The sequence below is a fragment of the Virgibacillus alimentarius genome, from assembly GCF_000709085.1.
GTDB classification, from domain to species: Bacteria; Bacillota; Bacilli; order Bacillales; family Amphibacillaceae; genus Virgibacillus_B; species Virgibacillus_B alimentarius.
Genome location: NZ_JFBD01000047.1, coordinates 41,297 through 60,084 on the forward strand (window position 1 = coordinate 41,297; position 18,788 = coordinate 60,084).

General features: G+C 35.4%; 16 protein-coding genes and 1 other annotated feature. Of the genes, 12 read left to right on the forward strand and 4 right to left on the reverse strand.

Features of this window, described 5'->3' with window-relative positions; all coding sequences use genetic code 11:
- Window positions 1–22 precede the first annotated feature (22 nt).
- Together lon and yihA are read left to right on the forward strand one after the other, a co-directional pair.
- Window positions 23–2,341, forward strand: coding sequence for an endopeptidase La (gene lon, locus GZ63_RS0108485; protein WP_029268573.1), 2,319 nt, complete (start codon window positions 23–25; stop codon window positions 2,339–2,341).
- The gene (yihA, locus tag GZ63_RS0108490) at window positions 2,341–2,922 is read left to right on the forward strand and encodes a ribosome biogenesis GTP-binding protein YihA/YsxC (RefSeq protein WP_029268575.1); all 582 of its coding nucleotides are present in this window, start codon (window positions 2,341–2,343) and stop codon (window positions 2,920–2,922) included. The genes lon and yihA overlap by 1 nt, the downstream gene beginning before the upstream one ends.
- A 39-nt stretch (window positions 2,923–2,961) precedes the next feature.
- Here the strand turns inward: yihA and GZ63_RS0108495 are convergent, their stop codons facing one another.
- Entirely contained in the window at window positions 2,962–3,444 is a 483-nt protein-coding gene (locus GZ63_RS0108495) for a LiaI-LiaF-like domain-containing protein (RefSeq protein WP_029268576.1), read from the reverse strand.
- Between the two features lie 239 nt (window positions 3,445–3,683).
- Between GZ63_RS0108495 and hemA the strand changes: the two genes are divergently transcribed.
- The 8 genes from hemA (at window position 3,684) to GZ63_RS0108535 (ending at window position 12,354) form a co-directional block, all read left to right on the forward strand.
- A complete protein-coding gene (gene hemA / locus GZ63_RS0108500) occupies window positions 3,684–5,057 on the forward strand; it encodes a glutamyl-tRNA reductase (protein ID WP_029268578.1) in 1,374 nt (457 codons plus the stop codon).
- 14 nt (window positions 5,058–5,071) lie between these two features.
- Window positions 5,072–5,890: a cytochrome C assembly family protein gene (locus GZ63_RS0108505; protein ID WP_029268580.1), complete on the forward strand. Its 819-nt coding sequence runs from the start codon at window positions 5,072–5,074 to the stop codon at window positions 5,888–5,890.
- A gap of 18 nt (window positions 5,891–5,908) precedes the next feature.
- Complete coding sequence (gene hemC, locus GZ63_RS0108510; protein WP_029268582.1) at window positions 5,909–6,835, forward strand: hydroxymethylbilane synthase; 927 nt, start codon at window positions 5,909–5,911, stop codon at window positions 6,833–6,835.
- A gap of 11 nt (window positions 6,836–6,846) precedes the next feature.
- Window positions 6,847–7,617 (forward strand): uroporphyrinogen-III synthase, encoded by a 771-nt coding sequence (locus GZ63_RS0108515; RefSeq protein WP_226374342.1) that lies wholly within the window; start codon window positions 6,847–6,849, stop codon window positions 7,615–7,617.
- Window positions 7,607–8,581 (forward strand): porphobilinogen synthase, encoded by a 975-nt coding sequence (hemB, locus tag GZ63_RS0108520; RefSeq protein WP_029268585.1) that lies wholly within the window; start codon window positions 7,607–7,609, stop codon window positions 8,579–8,581. Before GZ63_RS0108515 ends, hemB begins: the two co-directional genes overlap by 11 nt.
- 24 nt (window positions 8,582–8,605) lie before the next feature.
- Window positions 8,606–9,895: a glutamate-1-semialdehyde 2,1-aminomutase gene (gene hemL, locus GZ63_RS0108525; RefSeq protein WP_029268588.1), complete on the forward strand. Its 1,290-nt coding sequence runs from the start codon at window positions 8,606–8,608 to the stop codon at window positions 9,893–9,895.
- A gap of 147 nt (window positions 9,896–10,042) precedes the next feature.
- Window positions 10,043–11,302, forward strand: coding sequence for a LysM peptidoglycan-binding domain-containing protein (locus tag GZ63_RS0108530; protein WP_029268590.1), 1,260 nt, complete (start codon window positions 10,043–10,045; stop codon window positions 11,300–11,302).
- A gap of 62 nt (window positions 11,303–11,364) precedes the next feature.
- Complete coding sequence (locus GZ63_RS0108535; protein WP_029268592.1) at window positions 11,365–12,354, forward strand: phosphotransferase; 990 nt, start codon at window positions 11,365–11,367, stop codon at window positions 12,352–12,354.
- On the opposite strand, the gene GZ63_RS0108540 is transcribed toward GZ63_RS0108535, so the two are convergent.
- A complete protein-coding gene (locus GZ63_RS0108540; RefSeq protein ID WP_029268594.1) occupies window positions 12,351–12,539 on the reverse strand; it encodes a hypothetical protein in 189 nt (62 codons plus the stop codon). The two genes, GZ63_RS0108535 and GZ63_RS0108540, sit on opposite strands and share 4 nt — an antisense overlap.
- A gap of 143 nt (window positions 12,540–12,682) precedes the next feature.
- Window positions 12,683–12,912, forward strand: a binding site (T-box leader).
- A gap of 43 nt (window positions 12,913–12,955) precedes the next feature.
- On the opposite strand from GZ63_RS0108540, the gene GZ63_RS0108545 reads away from it, so the two are divergent.
- Window positions 12,956–15,598, forward strand: coding sequence for a valine--tRNA ligase (locus GZ63_RS0108545; protein WP_029268595.1), 2,643 nt, complete (start codon window positions 12,956–12,958; stop codon window positions 15,596–15,598).
- Window positions 15,599–15,639: 41 nt separating this feature from the next.
- On the opposite strand, the gene GZ63_RS0108550 is transcribed toward GZ63_RS0108545, so the two are convergent.
- Both GZ63_RS0108550 and GZ63_RS0108555 read right to left on the reverse strand, forming a co-directional pair.
- Complete coding sequence (locus GZ63_RS0108550) at window positions 15,640–16,497, reverse strand: ATP-grasp domain-containing protein (RefSeq protein ID WP_029268598.1); 858 nt, start codon at window positions 16,495–16,497, stop codon at window positions 15,640–15,642.
- A 14-nt stretch (window positions 16,498–16,511) separates the two neighbouring features.
- Entirely contained in the window at window positions 16,512–17,411 is a 900-nt protein-coding gene (locus GZ63_RS0108555; protein WP_029268599.1) for an ATP-grasp domain-containing protein, read from the reverse strand.
- Window positions 17,412–17,487: 76 nt separating this feature from the next.
- Between GZ63_RS0108555 and GZ63_RS0108560 the strand changes: the two genes are divergently transcribed.
- Window positions 17,488–18,765 carry a bifunctional folylpolyglutamate synthase/dihydrofolate synthase gene (locus GZ63_RS0108560; RefSeq protein WP_029268601.1) on the forward strand — a complete coding sequence of 426 codons (1,278 nt, stop codon included), beginning with the start codon at window positions 17,488–17,490 and terminating at the stop codon, window positions 18,763–18,765.
- The last annotated feature ends 23 nt before the right edge of the window (window positions 18,766–18,788 follow it).

Below are 18,788 nucleotides of genomic sequence, written 5' to 3' on the forward strand. Positions count from 1 at the left end.
AATTATGGAGGTACATACGACTATGAAGAATAATATTATCCAGTTACCCCTCCTTCCTTTACGCGGATTACTTGTATTTCCATCAATGGTTCTTCACCTTGATGTAGGCAGAGATAAATCTGTAACCGCAATTGAAAAAGCAATGATGGGTGATCATCAAATTTTTCTAGCGTCTCAAAAGGAAGTTAGTATAGAAGATCCTGAACCAAAGGATATATATCAAGTGGGCTCCCTAGCGAAAGTAAAACAAATGCTGAAATTACCCAACGGGACAAATCGGGTACTTGTTGAAGGGATACAACGTGCAGAAATCATCCGCTTTACTGATAAAAAAGAGCACTTTAATGTGGAAATAAAATTATTAGAAGAAGAACATGGGGAACCAAATGAAGAGGAAGCCTTAATGCGTTCTTTATTAGAATTATTTGGACAGTACATAAAAATATCCCGAAAAATCACTGAAGAAACATTTGCAACTGTTTCTGATATAGACGATCCTGCCAATCTTGCAGATATTATTGCCTCTCACCTGCCTTTGAAAACAAAGGATAAACAAGAGTTGCTGGAAATAAAAAATGTCAAACAACGTTTAGAAAAATTAATTGAGTTAATATCAAATGAGAAAAAAGTGCTTGACTTAGAAAAAAAGATAGGAAAACGTGTTAAAACTTCTATGGAAAAAACACAAAAAGAATATTACCTACGAGAACAACTAAAAGCTATCCAAAAAGAATTAGGAGAGAAGGATGGCAAGACAGGTGAAGTAGGAGATTTAAACGAAAAAATAGAACAATCAGATATGCCAGAACGAATTGTCGAGGTTGCAAAAAAAGAATTAGATCGATTTGAAAAAATTCCTCAAAGCTCAGCTGAAAGTTCTGTTATACGAAATTATTTGGAGTGGCTATTGGCCCTTCCGTGGTCAAAAAAGACAAATGATACAGTAGAAATAAAGCATGCCCATCGCATTCTAGATGAAGATCATTATGGATTAGATAAGGTAAAAGAACGCATTTTAGAATATTTAGCAGTCCAAAAACTTACAAAATCCATTAAGGGTCCGATTCTTTGCCTGGTTGGGCCTCCAGGGGTTGGTAAAACATCTTTAGCAAAATCAATCGCAAGATCGGTCAATAGAAACTTTGTTCGCGTTTCTTTAGGTGGAGTACGTGATGAAGCAGAAATAAGAGGACATAGAAGAACGTATATTGGTGCGATACCAGGTCGTATTATCCAAGGAATGAAAAAGGCAAAGACAATAAACCCTGTTTTCTTATTGGATGAAATTGATAAAATGTCAAATGATTTTCGTGGGGATCCATCATCTGCTATGCTTGAAGTTTTAGATCCGGAGCAAAATAGTAATTTTAGTGATCACTATATAGAAGAAACCTACGATTTATCCAATGTTCTCTTTATTGCAACAGCAAATTATGTAAATCATATTCCACAACCGCTATTAGATCGAATGGAATTAATTTCAATTGCTGGATATACTGAAGTAGAAAAATTGCATATTGCGAAAGAACATTTACTTCCAAAGCAGTTAGAAGAAAATGGATTAGAAAAAAATAAACTTCAAATTAGAGATGAAGCTTTATTAAGTTTGATACGGACTTATACTCGTGAAGCAGGGGTTCGTAATTTAGAAAGGCAAATTGCTTCGCTTTGCAGAAAGGCTGCGAAAATAATTATTTCTGGTGATAAGAAACGAGTTATTGTTACTAAAAAGAACTTAGTAGAGATTCTAGGTAAACCTTTATACCGCTATGGACGTATGGAGTTAGAAGACCAAATCGGTGCTGCTACAGGGTTAGCTTATACAGCAGCTGGAGGCGATATACTATCCATTGAGGTTTCACACTATCCCGGAAAGGGAAAGCTTACTTTAACAGGAAAACTAGGAGAAGTGATGAGGGAATCCGCACAAGCTGCTTTTAGTTATATTCGTGCAAGAACTAACGAATTGCATATCGATCCCAAATTTCACGAAACATATGATATTCATATTCATGTTCCAGAAGGGGCCACACCAAAAGATGGACCTTCTGCTGGGATAACGATGGCAACAGCACTTGTTTCTGCTTTGACAGGACAGGCTGTCAAGAAAGAAGTAGGTATGACAGGGGAAATAACGCTGCGGGGAAGAGTACTGCCTATAGGCGGCTTAAAAGAGAAATCATTAAGTGCTCACCGAGCTGGGATCACTACAATAATTATTCCCCAAGATAATGAGAGGGATATTGAGGATATTCCCGAAAGTGTACGCAATGATTTAACGTTTATAAAAGTAAATCATTTAGACCAAGTACTTAAACATGCGCTTGTGGAGGAAAAATAATGAAAATAACAACAGCTGAAATTATAACGAGTGCTGTTAGTGCTAAACAGTACCCAAATGATCGAAGTCCGGAAATAGCATTAGCTGGCAGGTCAAATGTAGGTAAGTCATCCTTTATTAATAAAATGATTCAGCGAAAAAATTTAGTAAGAACATCATCAAAACCCGGTAAGACGCAAACACTAAATTTTTATAAAATAAATGATCTTTTTTATTTCGTTGACGTCCCTGGTTATGGCTATGCAAAAGTTTCTAAGAAGGAACGAGAAAAATGGGGCGGTATGATGGAGGAATACTTTCAAACGAGAGAAACGCTGAAAGCAGCTATCTTAATTACCGATATCCGTCATGAGCCGACGAAAGACGATATGCAAATGTATGGTTATCTTAAATATTTTGAGCTGCCTGTAATTATTGTAGGTACAAAACTTGATAAAATTCCAAAAGGCAAGAGAGTGAAACATTTAAATCAAACCATTCATACCTTACAAGTAGAATCAACGGACATTGTTATTCCCTTTTCAGCTGAAACAGGTGAAGGAAAAGCCGATGTATGGTCAATCTTAAAAAAATATATATAGGCAGATATAAGAAAAATAATCCATTGCTATTTAAATGGATTATTTTTTCTTATTTAATAAATAAACTCCTAAAATAATTAAAATGAGGGACCAAAATGTTTCCAGAAAGTGAATCACGTCATAAATCCAATCTAGCCAATCCGGAACATTGGTAAAAAATAGCATGCAGAGAGAAACTCCAATTAAAATAATTCCTGAAAAAAATCCGTTTTTGGTTCTTAAAAAACGTATTAAAAATGCGATACCGATAATTAGCAAGTAAACTGCCCAGTGATCAATCCAAAGTGAATAATGTATGAGGCCGTGAAAATGCACACCCAGCCCCAAAAGAAGCGTACCACTAAATAAATTTTGATAATCCTTTGCAGCATAACTATGTATAAGCAGTGTAGCCCCGACAATAATTAACAATGTAGGCCATGAATTGAATTTCGATAAAATAGGTAAATTAATTTGTTTTAATAAAAAGTAAAATCCAATACCAATTAAGATATAAGCGGAAAATGAATTTTGTTTTTTCAATTTTTCACCTCTTTCATTCTCATTAAATCAATTTCTTGATTACCAGTATATGCTATGGTAAAGTACATTCGATAATAAAAATATATGAACTATCCTATCATAATTTTTTCGAATTCTGTTCATTTTTTTAGGAATAGTAACTGTTATTTCGTGTTATAATAGATGAAGTTATATTTTTACTACGAAAAAACTTGATTTATCTTATTATACATTGTTTAAGTTTCGTTGGGGGTAAAAAAATGCATATTATTAAAGTAGGATTTAATTACAAAACGGCCCCTGTAGAAATTAGGGAAAAACTTACATTTTCTGAAAATAATATAGAAGAGGCAATGAAACAATTAAATTTGCAAAAAAGTATTTTAGAAAATGTGATTGTTTCTACATGTAACCGTACAGAAATTTATGCGGTTGTTGATCAAATCCACACAGGACGTTATTATATCAAGCAGTTTTTAGCAGAATGGTTTCAGGTTAAAAAGGAACAATTTACTGCTTTCTTACAAATCGCAGAAAGTGATGAGGCGATTGAACATTTATTTCGCGTATCAGCCGGATTAGATTCCATGATTCTAGGCGAAACGCAAATATTAGGTCAGGTAAGAGAGGCTTTTTTCACTGCACAACAAGCATATACGACAGGGACTATTTTTAATGAGTTGTTTAAACAAGCCATTAGTTTTGCTAAACGAGCGCATAAGGAAACAGCAATTGGGGAACATGCTGTCTCGGTGAGCTATGCGGCCGTACAATTAGCTAGAAAGATATTTGGCGACTTGGCAGATAAACATGTAGTTATCAATGGTGCAGGTAAGATGGGTGAATTAGCTGTTAAAAACTTGCAAGGTTCAGGTGCAACTCAAATTACCGTAGTCAACCGTACCCTTGAAAATGCTGAAGTTTTAGCGGGGAAATTTGCGGCAAATGCAGAAGAATCTTCCCATTTGTTAAAGGTTATTCAACATGCAGATATTTTAATCAGTTCAACTGGCTCAGCTTCAACGATCCTAACTAAAGAAGCACTGAAACCTGTTCAAAAAAAGCGTAAGGGAAAGCCTTTGTTCCTTGTTGATATAGCTGTTCCAAGGGATCTAGATCCAAAAATAAGTGAATTAGATAATGTTTTTTTATATGATATTGATGATTTACAGCATGTTGTTGATGAAAATCTGGCATCCAGGGAATCTGCTGCAGAATCTATAGAAGTTCTGCTTGATGCAGAAATTGTTGCATTTAACGAATGGGTAACAACATTAGGTGTTGTTCCAGTAATTTCTGCGTTACGTCACAAGGCATTGTCTATACAATCCGAAACGATGAAAAGTATAGAAAGGAAAATACCGGACTTAACAGTGCGTGAAAAGAAGGTCTTAAATAAACATACGAAAAGTATCATCAATCAGTTACTAAAGGAACCGATCAATCAGGCAAAAGAGCTTGCTGCAAGTGAAAATCCGGAGGAAGCATTGTCGTTATTTGTTGATATTCTAGGAATTAATGAAGAGGTTAAAGAGGAGTTAGTAAAACATGAGGAAAAAAAAGACGCTAATAAAACAAACGCAACGAAAAAGTTATCCTCTCGATTGATTAGAAATCTTTTGACGAGTAACTAGAAAGGATTTCATATATGTTTGAAACAGTTTGGATGTATGAAGTTATCCTATTTATTTATGGTTTAAGTTTGATCGGTTACTTTATCGATTTTATCCAACATAACCAGAAGGCGAACCGAATTGCTTTCTGGTTACTTAGTCTAGTTTGGATTTTACAAACAGCTATTTTAATAGATGAAATTCTGATTGAAAAAAATCTGCCGGTACAAACTGTAAATGACGGGTTATTTTTTTATGCCTGGGTTCTGATAACATTTTCGCTTATCATCAATCGACTGTTCAACATTTATTTTATAGTGTTTTTTTTAAATCTTTTTAGCTTTTGTATCTTGCTCTTATATTTTTTGACCAATGCACAGATTGACACTTATTCTAACGATATACCATTAGTGCATGAAATATTAATCACCCATATTACTTTAACGATTGTCTCTTACGGTTTTTTCACATTATCATTTATTTTTGCGTTAATGTATTTGATGCAATATCGTTTTTTAAAGAACAAAAAAGGATTAAAATGGATCATGCGCTTTGCAGACTTAAGGCAGTTAGATACTCATTCCATTAAAACTGTTACACTTGGGGTGCCGCTATTATTAATTGGAATTATTCTTGGTTTCGTATGGGCTTTTGTAGCTAATGCAGAATTTTATTGGTTTGATTTAAAAACAATCGGTTCTGTTTGTGTATTGGTCGTTTATATTATTTATTTATTTTTATATGTAAGAAGAGGTCAGCGTGGAAGAGTGATAGCTGTATATAATTTCGCAGCGTTTTTAGTCTTATTAATTAATTTCTTTTTATTTAGCATACTATCAAATTTTCATTTTTAATCTATTGGAGGAAAATAAATGCGCAAAATTATTGTTGGATCCAGAGGAAGCAAATTAGCTATCACACAAACAAAATGGGTCATTAATGCTTTGAAAAAAGCTGGAGTCAAAAACGAAATTAAAATTAAAGAGATAGTGACAAAGGGTGATCGCAATTTAAACGTAGCCTTGTCCAAAGTAGGCGGCAACAATATCTTTACACAAGAACTTGAACAAGCGATGTATGATCAAGAAATTGATTTTGCTGTTCATAGTATGAAAGATCTTCCATCGGTTGAACCGGAAGGACTTGTTATTGTTGGAATACCAGAAAGAGAAGATCCCCGTGATGCATATATTGCAAAAAATTCTGTTGCGTTAAAAGACCTGCCTGCTGGTTCAATTGTAGGAACAAGCAGTTTACGCCGTGCTGCACAAATTTTAGCAGTTAGACCTGATCTGAAAACAAAATGGATTAGGGGAGCAATTGATGCTCGTCTCCAAAAATTACATGATGAAGATTATGATGCAATAATATTGGCTGTTGCTGGCTTGAAGCGACTAGGCTTAAGTGAAAATATAACAGAATACTTACCAGTCGATCCATTTGTTCCCTCGGTTGGTCAAGGAGCTCTAGCTATTGAATGTCGTTCAAAGGACAAAGAGTTACGTGAAATTTTGGCAAAGATCAATGATAAAGTTGCTTTGAAAACAGTTAAAGCAGAAAGAAAATTCCTTGATTTATTACAAGGCAGCGACCAATTTCCAATAGGGGCTTATGCTTATATGGAGAACGATGAAATTATTTTGCATGCCACTGTGCTAACAACGGATGGAAAGGTCGCCTTAAAAGAGATCGTTCGAGGTGAAGATCCAGACATCGTAGGTACAGAAGCAGCAGAAAAGTTAATTAAACAAGGTGCAGCAGATATTATTAAAGAAGTTAAAGCTGAGTTAGATAAGTAATGGAGAAGATATTGCAAGATAAAAAAATTCTAATCACTAGAGAACGCAAACAAGCAAAAGCATTTTCTGAAAAAATAATGAGATTTGGCGGGATTCCGATTGAAGTACCCTTGCTGAAAATATCCTGTAAAGAGCGGGAAGAAGACAAAACTGTATTTCAAACGCTGTCAAAATATAAATGGATTTTTTTTACAAGCGCGAATGGAGTCGAATGCTTTTTCCAACTTTTAAAAAACTATAAAATCAGCTCCGGTGTTTTCAAACATATTAGGATAGCAGTTGTAGGCCATAAAACGGAAGAAGTATTAAAAAATTATGGTTATCATGCAGATTTTATTCCGACCATTTATAGTGCCGACCAAATGGTGAATGAATTTGTAAACAACTTTGCATTAAAGGATCCATTTTTACTTGTAAGAGGGAACAGGTCAAGAAATGTACTCCCTGATTTCTTTTCACGTCTTGGTATCGAGTTTGATACCGTAGAAGTATATGAAACTTTATATAATGATGAGGTAGCGGATAAATTAAATGACGTCCTGATGAATCAGCAATTGGATTTTATTACATTTACAAGTCCATCTACCGTAGATGCTTTTATAAAAATGCGAAATAGAATTCTCATGGACGGAACAATCTGTGTTTGTATAGGCACCACAACACAGCAGCGTGCTACCGAAGCAGGTTTTAATGACACAATCACTCCAGATATATTTACGATCGAAGGCATGGTAAACTGTATGAAAGACTATATTGAAAGGATAGAATATCATGGAAAATAAATTTGCACGACATCGTCGCTTACGGTCTTCAAACGCGATGCGTTCTTTGGTAAGAGAAAATCATTTACGTACAGAGGATTTAATTTACCCCATCTTTGTGACCGAGGGAGAAAACATAAAAAATGAAGTAGTTTCTATGCCTGGAATATTCCAGGTTTCTCTAGACCGCCTGGTTGAAGAGATGAAAGAGGTTGAATCATTGGATATTCGAGCTGTAATGCTGTTCGGTGTCCCTTCTGAAAAAGATGAACAAGGCTCTGGTGCTTTTATAGAAAATGGCATTGTGCAACAAGCAACTCGACTTATTAAAAAGGAAATTCCAGACTTACTCGTTATTGCCGACACATGTTTATGTGAATACACTTCACACGGGCACTGTGGTGTAATACATAATCACGATGTAGATAATGATGCGTCTCTTAAATTATTAGCTAAAACAGCTGTTAGTCAGGCTGAAGCTGGAGCAGATATTATAGCACCCTCTAATATGATGGATGGATTTGTTGCTGTGATTCGGGACGCTTTAGATGAAGCAGGGTTTTCAAATGTTCCAATTATGTCCTACGCAGTGAAATATGCTTCAGCATATTACGGTCCATTTCGTGATGCGGCAGATAGTACACCACAATTTGGGGATCGAAAGACATATCAAATGGACCCTTCTAATCGCTTAGAGGCTCTCCGTGAAGCTGAATCAGATGTAGAAGAAGGTGCAGACTTTCTTATTGTAAAACCAGCTCTTTCTTATCTTGATATTGTTCGTGATGTTAAAAACAATTTCAATGCACCGATCGTTGCTTATAATGTTAGCGGCGAATATTCAATGGTAAAAGCAGCAGCGATGAATGGATGGATTAATGAGAGGGAACTGGTTATGGAAAAGTTAACCGCAATGAAACGTGCAGGTGCAGACATGATCATAACCTATTTCGCAAAAGATGCAGCAAAATGGTTAGGAAAGTAAATTAAAATATAGGAGTGAAAAATTATGAGAAAATTTGATCATTCAGTTGACGCCTATAAAGAAGCAGTTGATTTGATGCCCGGCGGAGTGAACTCCCCTGTACGAGCATTTAAATCAGTGGAAATGTCCCCAATATTCATGCAGGAAGGCAAAGGCTCCAAAATCATCGACATTGATGGAAATGAATACATTGATTATGTTCTTAGTTGGGGACCACTAATCTTAGGACATGCTGATGAGCGTGTAGTGACTAAACTACAGGAAACAGCAGCAAAAGGGACAAGCTTTGGTGCACCGACAACGCTAGAAAATAAGCTAGCTCAACTTGTGATTGATCGTGTACCCTCTGTAGAAATGCTTCGCATGGTAAACTCTGGAACAGAAGCTACCATGAGTGCTTTACGTGTTGCTAGAGGTTATACAGGTAGAGATAAGATTCTTAAATTTGAAGGAAATTATCATGGACATGGGGATTCTTTATTAATTAAAGCTGGCTCTGGTGTAGCTACATTAGGACTTCCTGATAGCCCCGGTGTTCCTGAATCCATTGCCAGTAACACAATAACTGTACCCTATAATGATATTGCAAGTGTTCGTTCTGCATTTGAACGTTATGGTAAGGATATAGCGGCAGTAATCGTTGAGCCTGTATCAGGGAATATGGGTGTTGTACCCCCGGTAGAAAACTTCCTGCAAGACCTTCGTACGATAACAGAAGAAAATGGCTCTCTTCTTATTATGGATGAGGTAATGACGGGCTTTCGCGTAGGGTATAATTGCGCACAAGGACACTTTGGAGTAACACCTGACTTAACCTGCTTAGGAAAAGTTATCGGCGGGGGATTACCAGTAGGTGCTTATGGCGGTAAACGTGAAATTATGGAGAATGTTGCACCAACTGGAACAATATATCAGGCGGGTACATTATCAGGGAATCCATTAGCTATGACAGCTGGATATGAAACGTTAAATGCTTTGGACGAATCTTCGTATAAAGAAATTAACCAAAAGGTAGATAAATTAGTTGAAGGTTTTAGACAAGCAGCAGCAGAATTTGATATTCCTTTACACATTAATCGTTCGGGCTCTATGTTTGGGGTGTTTTTTACAGATGACTCTGTAATTAATTATGAAACCGCCCAAAAATCCAATCTTGATTATTTTGCTCAATATTACAGGGCAATGATTGAAGAAGGAGTGTTTCTTCCGCCTTCTCAGTTTGAAGGATTGTTTCTGTCTACAGCTCATACAGATGAAGACATTGAGTATACAATTAAAGCCGTACACAATGCATTTTCTAAAATTGAAAAGTGATCACATAAAAAACTATTCTAAAAGAATAGTTTTTTATTTTTGTAAAAGCTTCATTAATAAAATGCGCATAACTTATGTTTCTTACACATATAGTGATTTAAGACAGATAATTATCGAAGAGTTAGGTTGAAGGGAGGAATTTTTGAATTGTCACACGATCAACAAAAATTTAGTTTTGAGTTAAATGAGTCTCTTTATTTTGAAAAGGGACAGGAAGTTGAAGAAATGATACAAATAGCCTTAGAACCCGAAATTTCCATACAACCTTTTAATGAATATGTTTCAATCAGAGGAGTAATTGAATTACAAGGAGAATATCAAAAAGTTGAAGGGAGTGAGGAAAACCAGCAAAAAATTGCTGATATTGACAATACCCCCTCCCAGCGATTTATGGAAAGAATTACAGATATAGATGTCAATACAGCAAGCTTTTCTCATCGTTTTCCTGTAGAAATATCAGTACCTTCCTATCGGGTGAAAGACATGAATCAAATAACAGTAAGTATTGAGTCATTTGATTACGAGGTGCCTATGAATAATCAATTAAACCTAACATCAACGATTGATATTCATGGGCTAAATACTGAAAATAGTGAACCTCAACCAGTTGATACCCGCAAGACAATTGATCATGAATCGATTGAGAATCATGATTCTATCGAGCCGGCTGATGTAATAGAAGAACAACAAAAAGTAAGTAATTCCCATGAAAATGAAACACGAAACGAAATCATAGAGAACGAAGTTGATACAGATCCTGATGAAATAAAGAAACTTTCCGAAAAGAATGACGAAGAGATAAAACAAACCCCAGCTATACGTAGTATGGAACATGATGTAATGGAGGAAACGAATACTGAAGATAGGAAAAATTTTTCGGAATCTGAGCCTATAATCTCCAATGAAGAAGAAAGCTTCACATTTGATCTAAAAGCAGAAAATCAATATGAACCAGCGACTGATGGGGACACAACGAGTTCCGCTTTGGAAACACAAGATGCAGACGAGACATCATTAGAAAAAGATAGAGAAAAAAATAAAAAATCACAAACACTAGAAGAATTTTTTGAAAGTACTGCTCCTTCTGAAGGCGCTAGTAAGATGCAAGAGGAAGAATATCTAGAGCTGGAATCAACAAACGAGGAAGCTGAAGATACATTGACTTCCCTTGAAAGCAGTTTAGAGTCTAAAGCGGATGTCAGCTATCTATCAGATATGTTTAGAGATGATGATAGCGAGGAGCAGTATGCTCGGATGAGACTTTGTATTGTACAAGATAAAGATACAATCGAATCCATTGCTGAACGTTATCAAATACCAACCTTGCAGTTATTAAAACAAAATCAACTAGATGGAGATGACCTATTTGCAGGACAATTATTATATATACCAAATAGGAAGAAATAAGAAATGATACCCCTTGCAAATGCTAGGGGTATCTTCATCCTTTCGAGGAAGAGGGATAAATATTGGAAAAAATTAATGACGTTTTGGAAGCATATGCTATTTCTCCTTTAAAAATGGATCAAATATCAAGTAACACGGTTCGAATTGAGGATGCACAGAAAATGTATGCGCTCAAAAGAAGTGCATTAACAAAGGAATCTATTGAAAATTGGGAACATGTATTGCATCAAGCAAAAGTGAAAAATATAGTTAATGTATTGCCTGTATATTTAACAAAACAAGGCCATCTTTATAAAGAAATAGATGGTACAATATTTTATTTAACCCCCTGGATAAAAGCTGGAAAATTCAACGTGAAACAATTATACCAGAGTATAGGAAGGGTTCATGCTGCAACAAAGGTTACATATTCCGTTGAAACAGAAAACATGAATAATCAATTTCATACATATATGAATCGCTGTGAAGAAGCGCAGCAAATACTTCTACATTATCTGGGGGATTTTGAGAAAGTTCGATATATGTCCCCATTTGAATTGTTGGTTTGCACGCAATACAAAGACTTGGAATTGATATTAAAGGAAAATCAAAAGAGAGTGAAACAATTTTTAGAAGAATTCAATAGAGATCCTACATGGAATTATTGTCTATGTCATGGTAATTTACTGACATCTCATCATCTTGATGTACAAATTATAAATTGGGAAAAAGCACATTATGAGAATCCCATACATGATCTCGCATATTTTTTCAATCATGAAGTAAATTCTTATGACATAGACATTGAGGCTCTTTTGGAATCATTTTCTACTTATATGAAGGAAAATGAATTAACGTTGAGTGAGCTTTATTTACTAGCAATTTATTTATTAGACACTTCAGAATATATAACAGTTGTGGAGCAATATATCAATAGAAATTCGTCACTTTCAATGATTAATCAAGTAAAAGCTTTACAACGTATCTATCGGAGATTAACTTTTGGATTACGCTTTTCAGAGTACGTTGGGAAAGTATATGACACAATTGATTTAGACGATATAGAAAGTTAAATCCATTCCAAATAAAAAGCTACAAATAAACCAACTAATATCCCTAATAAAAATACATCAAGCGTTGTTGGAAAAAACAAGGTACGTATTAACTGAAATATCATAATAGGTAATGTAACTTTTTCTACTACAATAATACAATGTCGTGCCCACGGAGGTAATCGATGTCGATAAAATCTTGCCATATGGTTCACCTCTTTGATAATAATGATGCACTTTAAGAAGTATTTCTAATAAGATATGTATATAAAAACGCTTTTGGTACAAAAATGAGGTTAAAATTTGCTTTTATAAGGAGTAATAGGTAAAATAAAACCATAAATGAATCCCAAATGCAATGATAAGGAAAAAGTACAAAGTATTACCTAAAGAGAGGGAAATAGCAGCTGAGAATTTCCTAGGAAATAAATACTCTTGGAAAGTCGCCCTTGTAGCAGCTTCTTTGAAAAGGAGTAGAAGAAGCCGGACATTGACCGTTATCAATCATTGAGTGTGCAAGTTTATTATAACTTGTAAACAAAGGTGGTACCACGGAAATATAGCCTTTTCGTCCTTTTATGGATGAAAGGGCTTTTTATATTTTAAATAGGAGGAGTAAGGTATGAATGAACAATCGAATTCCCTACCATCAAAATACAATCCAAATGAGGTAGAGAAAAATCGGTATAAATTTTGGTTAGATGGTAAATTTTTCGAAGCTACAGAAGACAGTAAAAAGGATCCGTATACGATCGTTATTCCACCGCCTAACGTCACAGGTAAATTACATTTAGGTCATGCCTGGGATACAACGATGCAAGATACCATATCCCGGATGAAACGTATGCAAGGATATGATGTATTATGGCTGCCTGGAATGGACCATGCAGGAATTGCGACACAAGCAAAAGTGGAAGCCAAATTAAGAGAGCAAGGAAAGACCCGTCATGATTTGGGACGTGATGAATTTTTAGAAACTGTATGGGAATGGAAGGAAGAATATGCGGACTTTATTCGACAGCAGTGGGAAAAATTAGGTCTTGGCCTTGATTATTCCCGCGAGCGATTTACGATGGATAAAGGATTATCTAATGCAGTACGTGAAGTTTTTGTGAAATTGTATGAAAAGGGAATCATATACCGTGGTGAGTACATTATTAATTGGGACCCGCAAACTAAAACAGCTTTATCAGATATTGAGGTTATTTATGAAGAAATACAGGGCTATTTTTACCATATGCGCTATCCGTTAAAAGATAGTGATGAATATATTGAAATAGCAACAACACGTCCCGAAACCATGTTAGGTGACACAGCCATAGCTGTTCATCCGGAAGATGATCGGTATAAACATCTTATAGGAAAAACGGTAATCTTACCAATTGTCGGCAGGGAAATCAAAATTGTTGCGGACAGCTATGTAGATATGGAACTTGGTTCTGGTGCTGTTAAGATTACCCCTGCGCATGATCCGAATGACTTTGAAATCGGTAATCGTCATGAATTAGAACGAATATTAGTCATGCATGAAGATGGCACAATGAATGAAAACGCTGGAAAATATGCAGGACTTGATCGATTTGAATGCCGCAAGCAAATTGTAAAAGATTTGCAAGATCAGGGAGTTTTATTTGAAATCGAAGATCATACGCATCAAGTAGGACATTCAGAACGCAGTGGAGCTGTTGTCGAGCCATATTTATCAACACAATGGTTTGTAGACATGAAACCACTGGCTGAAGCGGCCGTTCAACTACAACAAGGAAATAAAAAAGTCAATTTCGTCCCTGAACGGTTTGAGCGAACTTATTTACATTGGATGGAAAACATACGTGATTGGTGTATTTCTCGTCAATTGTGGTGGGGACATCGTATTCCAGCTTGGTATCATAAAGAAACAAATGAAATATATGTAGGCAAAGAAGCCCCATCTGATAGCGAAAATTGGGAGCAGGATGAGGATGTTTTAGACACTTGGTTCTCATCTGCTTTATGGCCATTCTCCACAATGGGGTGGCCAGATGAAGGAGCAAAGGATTATAAGCGCTATTTTCCGACTGATGCGTTAGTAACGGGGTACGATATTATCTTCTTTTGGGTATCACGAATGATTTTTCAATCGATCGAATTTACCAATGAGCGGCCATTTAAAGATGTCCTAATTCACGGTCTTATTCGCGATGCAGAGGGAAGGAAAATGAGTAAATCACTTGGAAACGGTGTTGACCCGATGGATGTTATCGATAAATATGGTGCGGATTCGCTGCGTTATTTCTTATTAACTGGATCATCACCAGGGCAAGATTTACGTTTTCATTGGGAAAAAGTGGAAGCCACATGGAATTTTGCTAATAAGATTTGGAATGCTTCAAGGTTCTCGTTAATGAATTTAGAAGGTTTCACTTATGAAGACATTGATTTGTCGGGTGAAATGTCATTAGCAGATAAGTGGATTTTAACTCGTTTAAATGAAACGATCGAACAGGTTACGAAGAATACTAATAAATATGAGTTTGGGGAAGCAGGGCGTTATTTATATAATTTCATCTGGGATGAATTGTGTGATTGGTATATTGAAATGGCGAAGCTCCCAATTTACGGTGAAGATGAGAGAGAAAAGAATACAACAAGATCTGTCCTTGCTTATGTTTTAGATCAGACAATGCGTATGCTCCATCCGTATATGCCTTTTATTACGGAGGAAATATGGCAAAAGCTTCCGCATTCTGGAAAATCGATTACCGTAGCTTCGTGGCCTAAAGTAAGAGAAGAATTTCATGATGAAGAAGCTTCAAGTCAAATGAAAAGACTTGTTGAGATCATTAAATCCGTGAGAAATATCCGAGCTGAAGTGGATACACCAATGTCTAAACAAATAAAATTGCTCATTCACGCAGAAAATGATGAAATAGTAACAGAACTTGAAAATGAACGTGATTATTTAGAAAAATTTTGTAATCCGAGTGAGTTAAAAATTGGAACAGACGTAGATGTTCCGGAAAAAGCCATGACTGCAGTTGTTACAGGAGTTGAGCTATTTTTGCCTCTTGAAGGGCTCATTGATTTTGATAAGGAAATTGAACGATTAGAAAAAGAATTAACGAAATGGAACAAAGAAGTAGAACGCGTGCAGAAGAAATTGGCGAACGAAGGATTTGTCAACAAAGCACCCAAGGCTGTGGTTGATCAGGAAAAACAGAAAGAAAAAGATTATTTGGATAAACATTCAAAAGTTAAGGCACGACTAGCAGAACTAAAAAAGTAATAAAAAATAGGCTGTATAAAAAGTTACAGCCTATTTTTTGTCTAATTGCTGAGTTTTTGTTTGATATGTTTCACGTATTCCCGCAAAATATTTATATGACTAACAGAACTTAATGTCCTAGACCCTACCACATCTTCGATTTCATTGAACAACATTTCTCCATTTGCACCAATTAAAAAATCAATACCTACCATATCGAAATCAAAATAATTTATTATTTTGTTGATCATGGATGTTTCATTATCATTTAATTCATACCAGCGGGCAGACCCACCAAGTTTGAAATTTGCTCTAAAATCATTAGTACTCATTCTTAACACTGCCCCTATAATTTCTTTGCCGACCACAAAAACGCGGATATCTTTTCCGAGTTGTACATCACATCTTTGAATAATTATGTCATTCTCGATATATTTTTCTATACCTTCCAACCATTCTTGGTAGTTTTCGATCATGTAAACCTGTTTTCCCCCGCGCCCTAAGACGTCTTTGATAACAAATGGATATGAAATAGGAGGAGTAGCAGTTATCAATTCTTTTTTTATGTAGATTGTATCTACCATTGGGATGGATAAATCTGTTATATAATGATGTGTCAAAGCTTTATTATTACAAATTCGAGCTACATTAGAAGAGTTAAAAGCTGTTATGCCGCAAGCTTCTAAGTGTTTATTTAATAGTGGCTCAATCGTACGAACGATTGCAAAATCCGGTTGCGTAATACGTTTGCCATTTTTATAAATGATACGTTCATTATTCATGATACCAATGGTTAATTCTTCTCTAAAAATTAATTTGAGTGATAGATTTTGTAAATACGCTTCACCGATAAACCAATCAATAAAGGTTTTGTTTTTTTCTGCATCTTGTTTGTTATAAATTAACCAGCCCTCTTGCATCATGCTACACCCACTCACTTTTCTTTTAATCTATCTAAAATATAGTCGATCATAAAGTCTGCTACATTAATATTTGTACAATCAAACATATTTCGTATATGTGCATTAGAGTTAACTTCACAAACTATTGGTTTCCCCGTTGGTCCTAATAATAGATCTACTCCTGCAAAATCAGCTCCAATTGCTTTTGTAGCAGCAATTGCCAGCTCTTTCTCAAGCTTTGTAGGATGGTATGATTCCATCATTCCACCAGTTGTGATATTTGCTCGAAAATCATTTGTCGAATATCTTCTCATAGCTGCAACTACTTCATCTCCTACGACATGTAATCGCATATCTTGTCCATAGCTGGAAGCAATGAATTCTTGAAATATAAACGGTTTTCCTCGAAGCTCATTTACTTTGTTAATCAATTCCGGCTCGTTATGGATGAGATAAACTTGCTCGCCAAACGAACCAAAAGCTTCTTTTACAATCATAGGAAATTCGAATGTGTCTATGGCTACTTGAATGGTTTGCGAAGCAAATGATGATATTCCAGGAAACGTTTTAGGCGCAATGATTGTTTTAGGTATAGGTATGTTATACCGAGCTAATTGTTGGTAAGACAAAATCTTATCATCGCTTACAGCAATTGCTTCTGAGCTGTTAAACACATGCACACCTTGTAATTCAAGCTGTTTTGCTAAATAAATATCTTTATCTGTAAACACTACATAATCTGGCAAATCATCTTGGTTGTTTTTTAAAAATGTTACTTTTTTACTACTGATCAATGAATGCAATTCATTATTTTTATAAATTTGAGTATGACTGTCTTTTCGATCCGCTGAGCATTTAATCCATTCTGCAAAATCAAGGAATTTACTCCCCGGTATCTGGCCATTATATATAATCCACCCTTGTAAACTCACAATCTGATTTCCTTTCTATACTTAAATTGATATACTGTTTTTGTATTTAAAACTGATTTTTGAGAGTGGTGTACAAATGTTTGAAACGATTCAACAAGTGGAAGACTTTTTTGAATACAGAAGAAAAATAGGAATAAAACCAGGTTTAGAACGCATGAGACAGTTGTTAGAATTGGTCGGTAATCCGCAAGAACAGATACAAGCTATTCATATTGCGGGTACAAACGGAAAAGGGTCAACACTATCTTATTTAGATCATGCTCTGAGAGCTAATAGCTATCTTGTTGGAGTTTTCACTTCTCCAAGCCTTACAGGTTTATGTGGATACATGAAAATCAACGATCGTCCAATATCTGAAAATACTTTCATAACTATCTTAAATGATATTTACCATCTGATTCAACGGCTAGACAGAGAACAAAGGCATCCATCCGAGTTTGAGATTATTACTGTGATTGCTTTTTTGTATTTCGCAAAACATGTCGATATTGCCTTAATAGAAGCCGGGATGGGGGGACGTGAAGATACAACAAACTGTATTCAACCTATTATATCCATTATAACAAATGTTGCAAAAGACCATACTGTTTTTTTAGGAAATAGCATAAAAGAGATAGCTCATCATAAAGCTGGAATCATTAAGAGTGATCGGCCGGTCATTATTGGCGATATGCATCAAGACGCTCTTAAGGTAATCAAGGAGGAAGCGGTCTTAAATCAGGCCGACCTCTACCAATTAGGTGTGAATTTCACTTATGAATCTATTCGAAATGACATATTCGAACAAAGTTTTATGTGGCGTATCAATTCATTTGAATTGCAAGTTCACATACAAATGCAAGGAGAACATCAGCTAAAAAATGTTTCCATTGCAATAATGGCTTTAGTGAAATTAATAGAAGATGGGTATAGTCTTCAGTGGAATAAGGTGCTTCAAGCAATGAGGAAAACAGTTATTGCTGGCAGATTTGAAATAGTTCATCATGATCCTATGATTATCGTGGATGGAGCGCATAATCCTGCAGGAGTTCAGTCTTTTTTACATACAGTAAATGATAATTATGAAAACATGGATAAGCATCTTATATTTGCAGCCTTTAAAGATAAGGATTTAAAAACGATGCTTGATGAACTTCATAAGCATTTCATTTCAATAACATTAACAAGTTTTGACCATCCAAGAGCAGCAAGCACAAAGACTTTATACGAACTAACTCCAGCAACTAATAAATATCAGCTTCCAAATTGGAAAGATGCAATTAAAAGGATTAGTGAAAATTCTTTTCATAAACAGTGTTATTTTGTAACAGGTTCCATTCATTTTATATCTCTTGTTCGAACATATTTTCAGTAAAATGATGTGCTGCATATTACCAA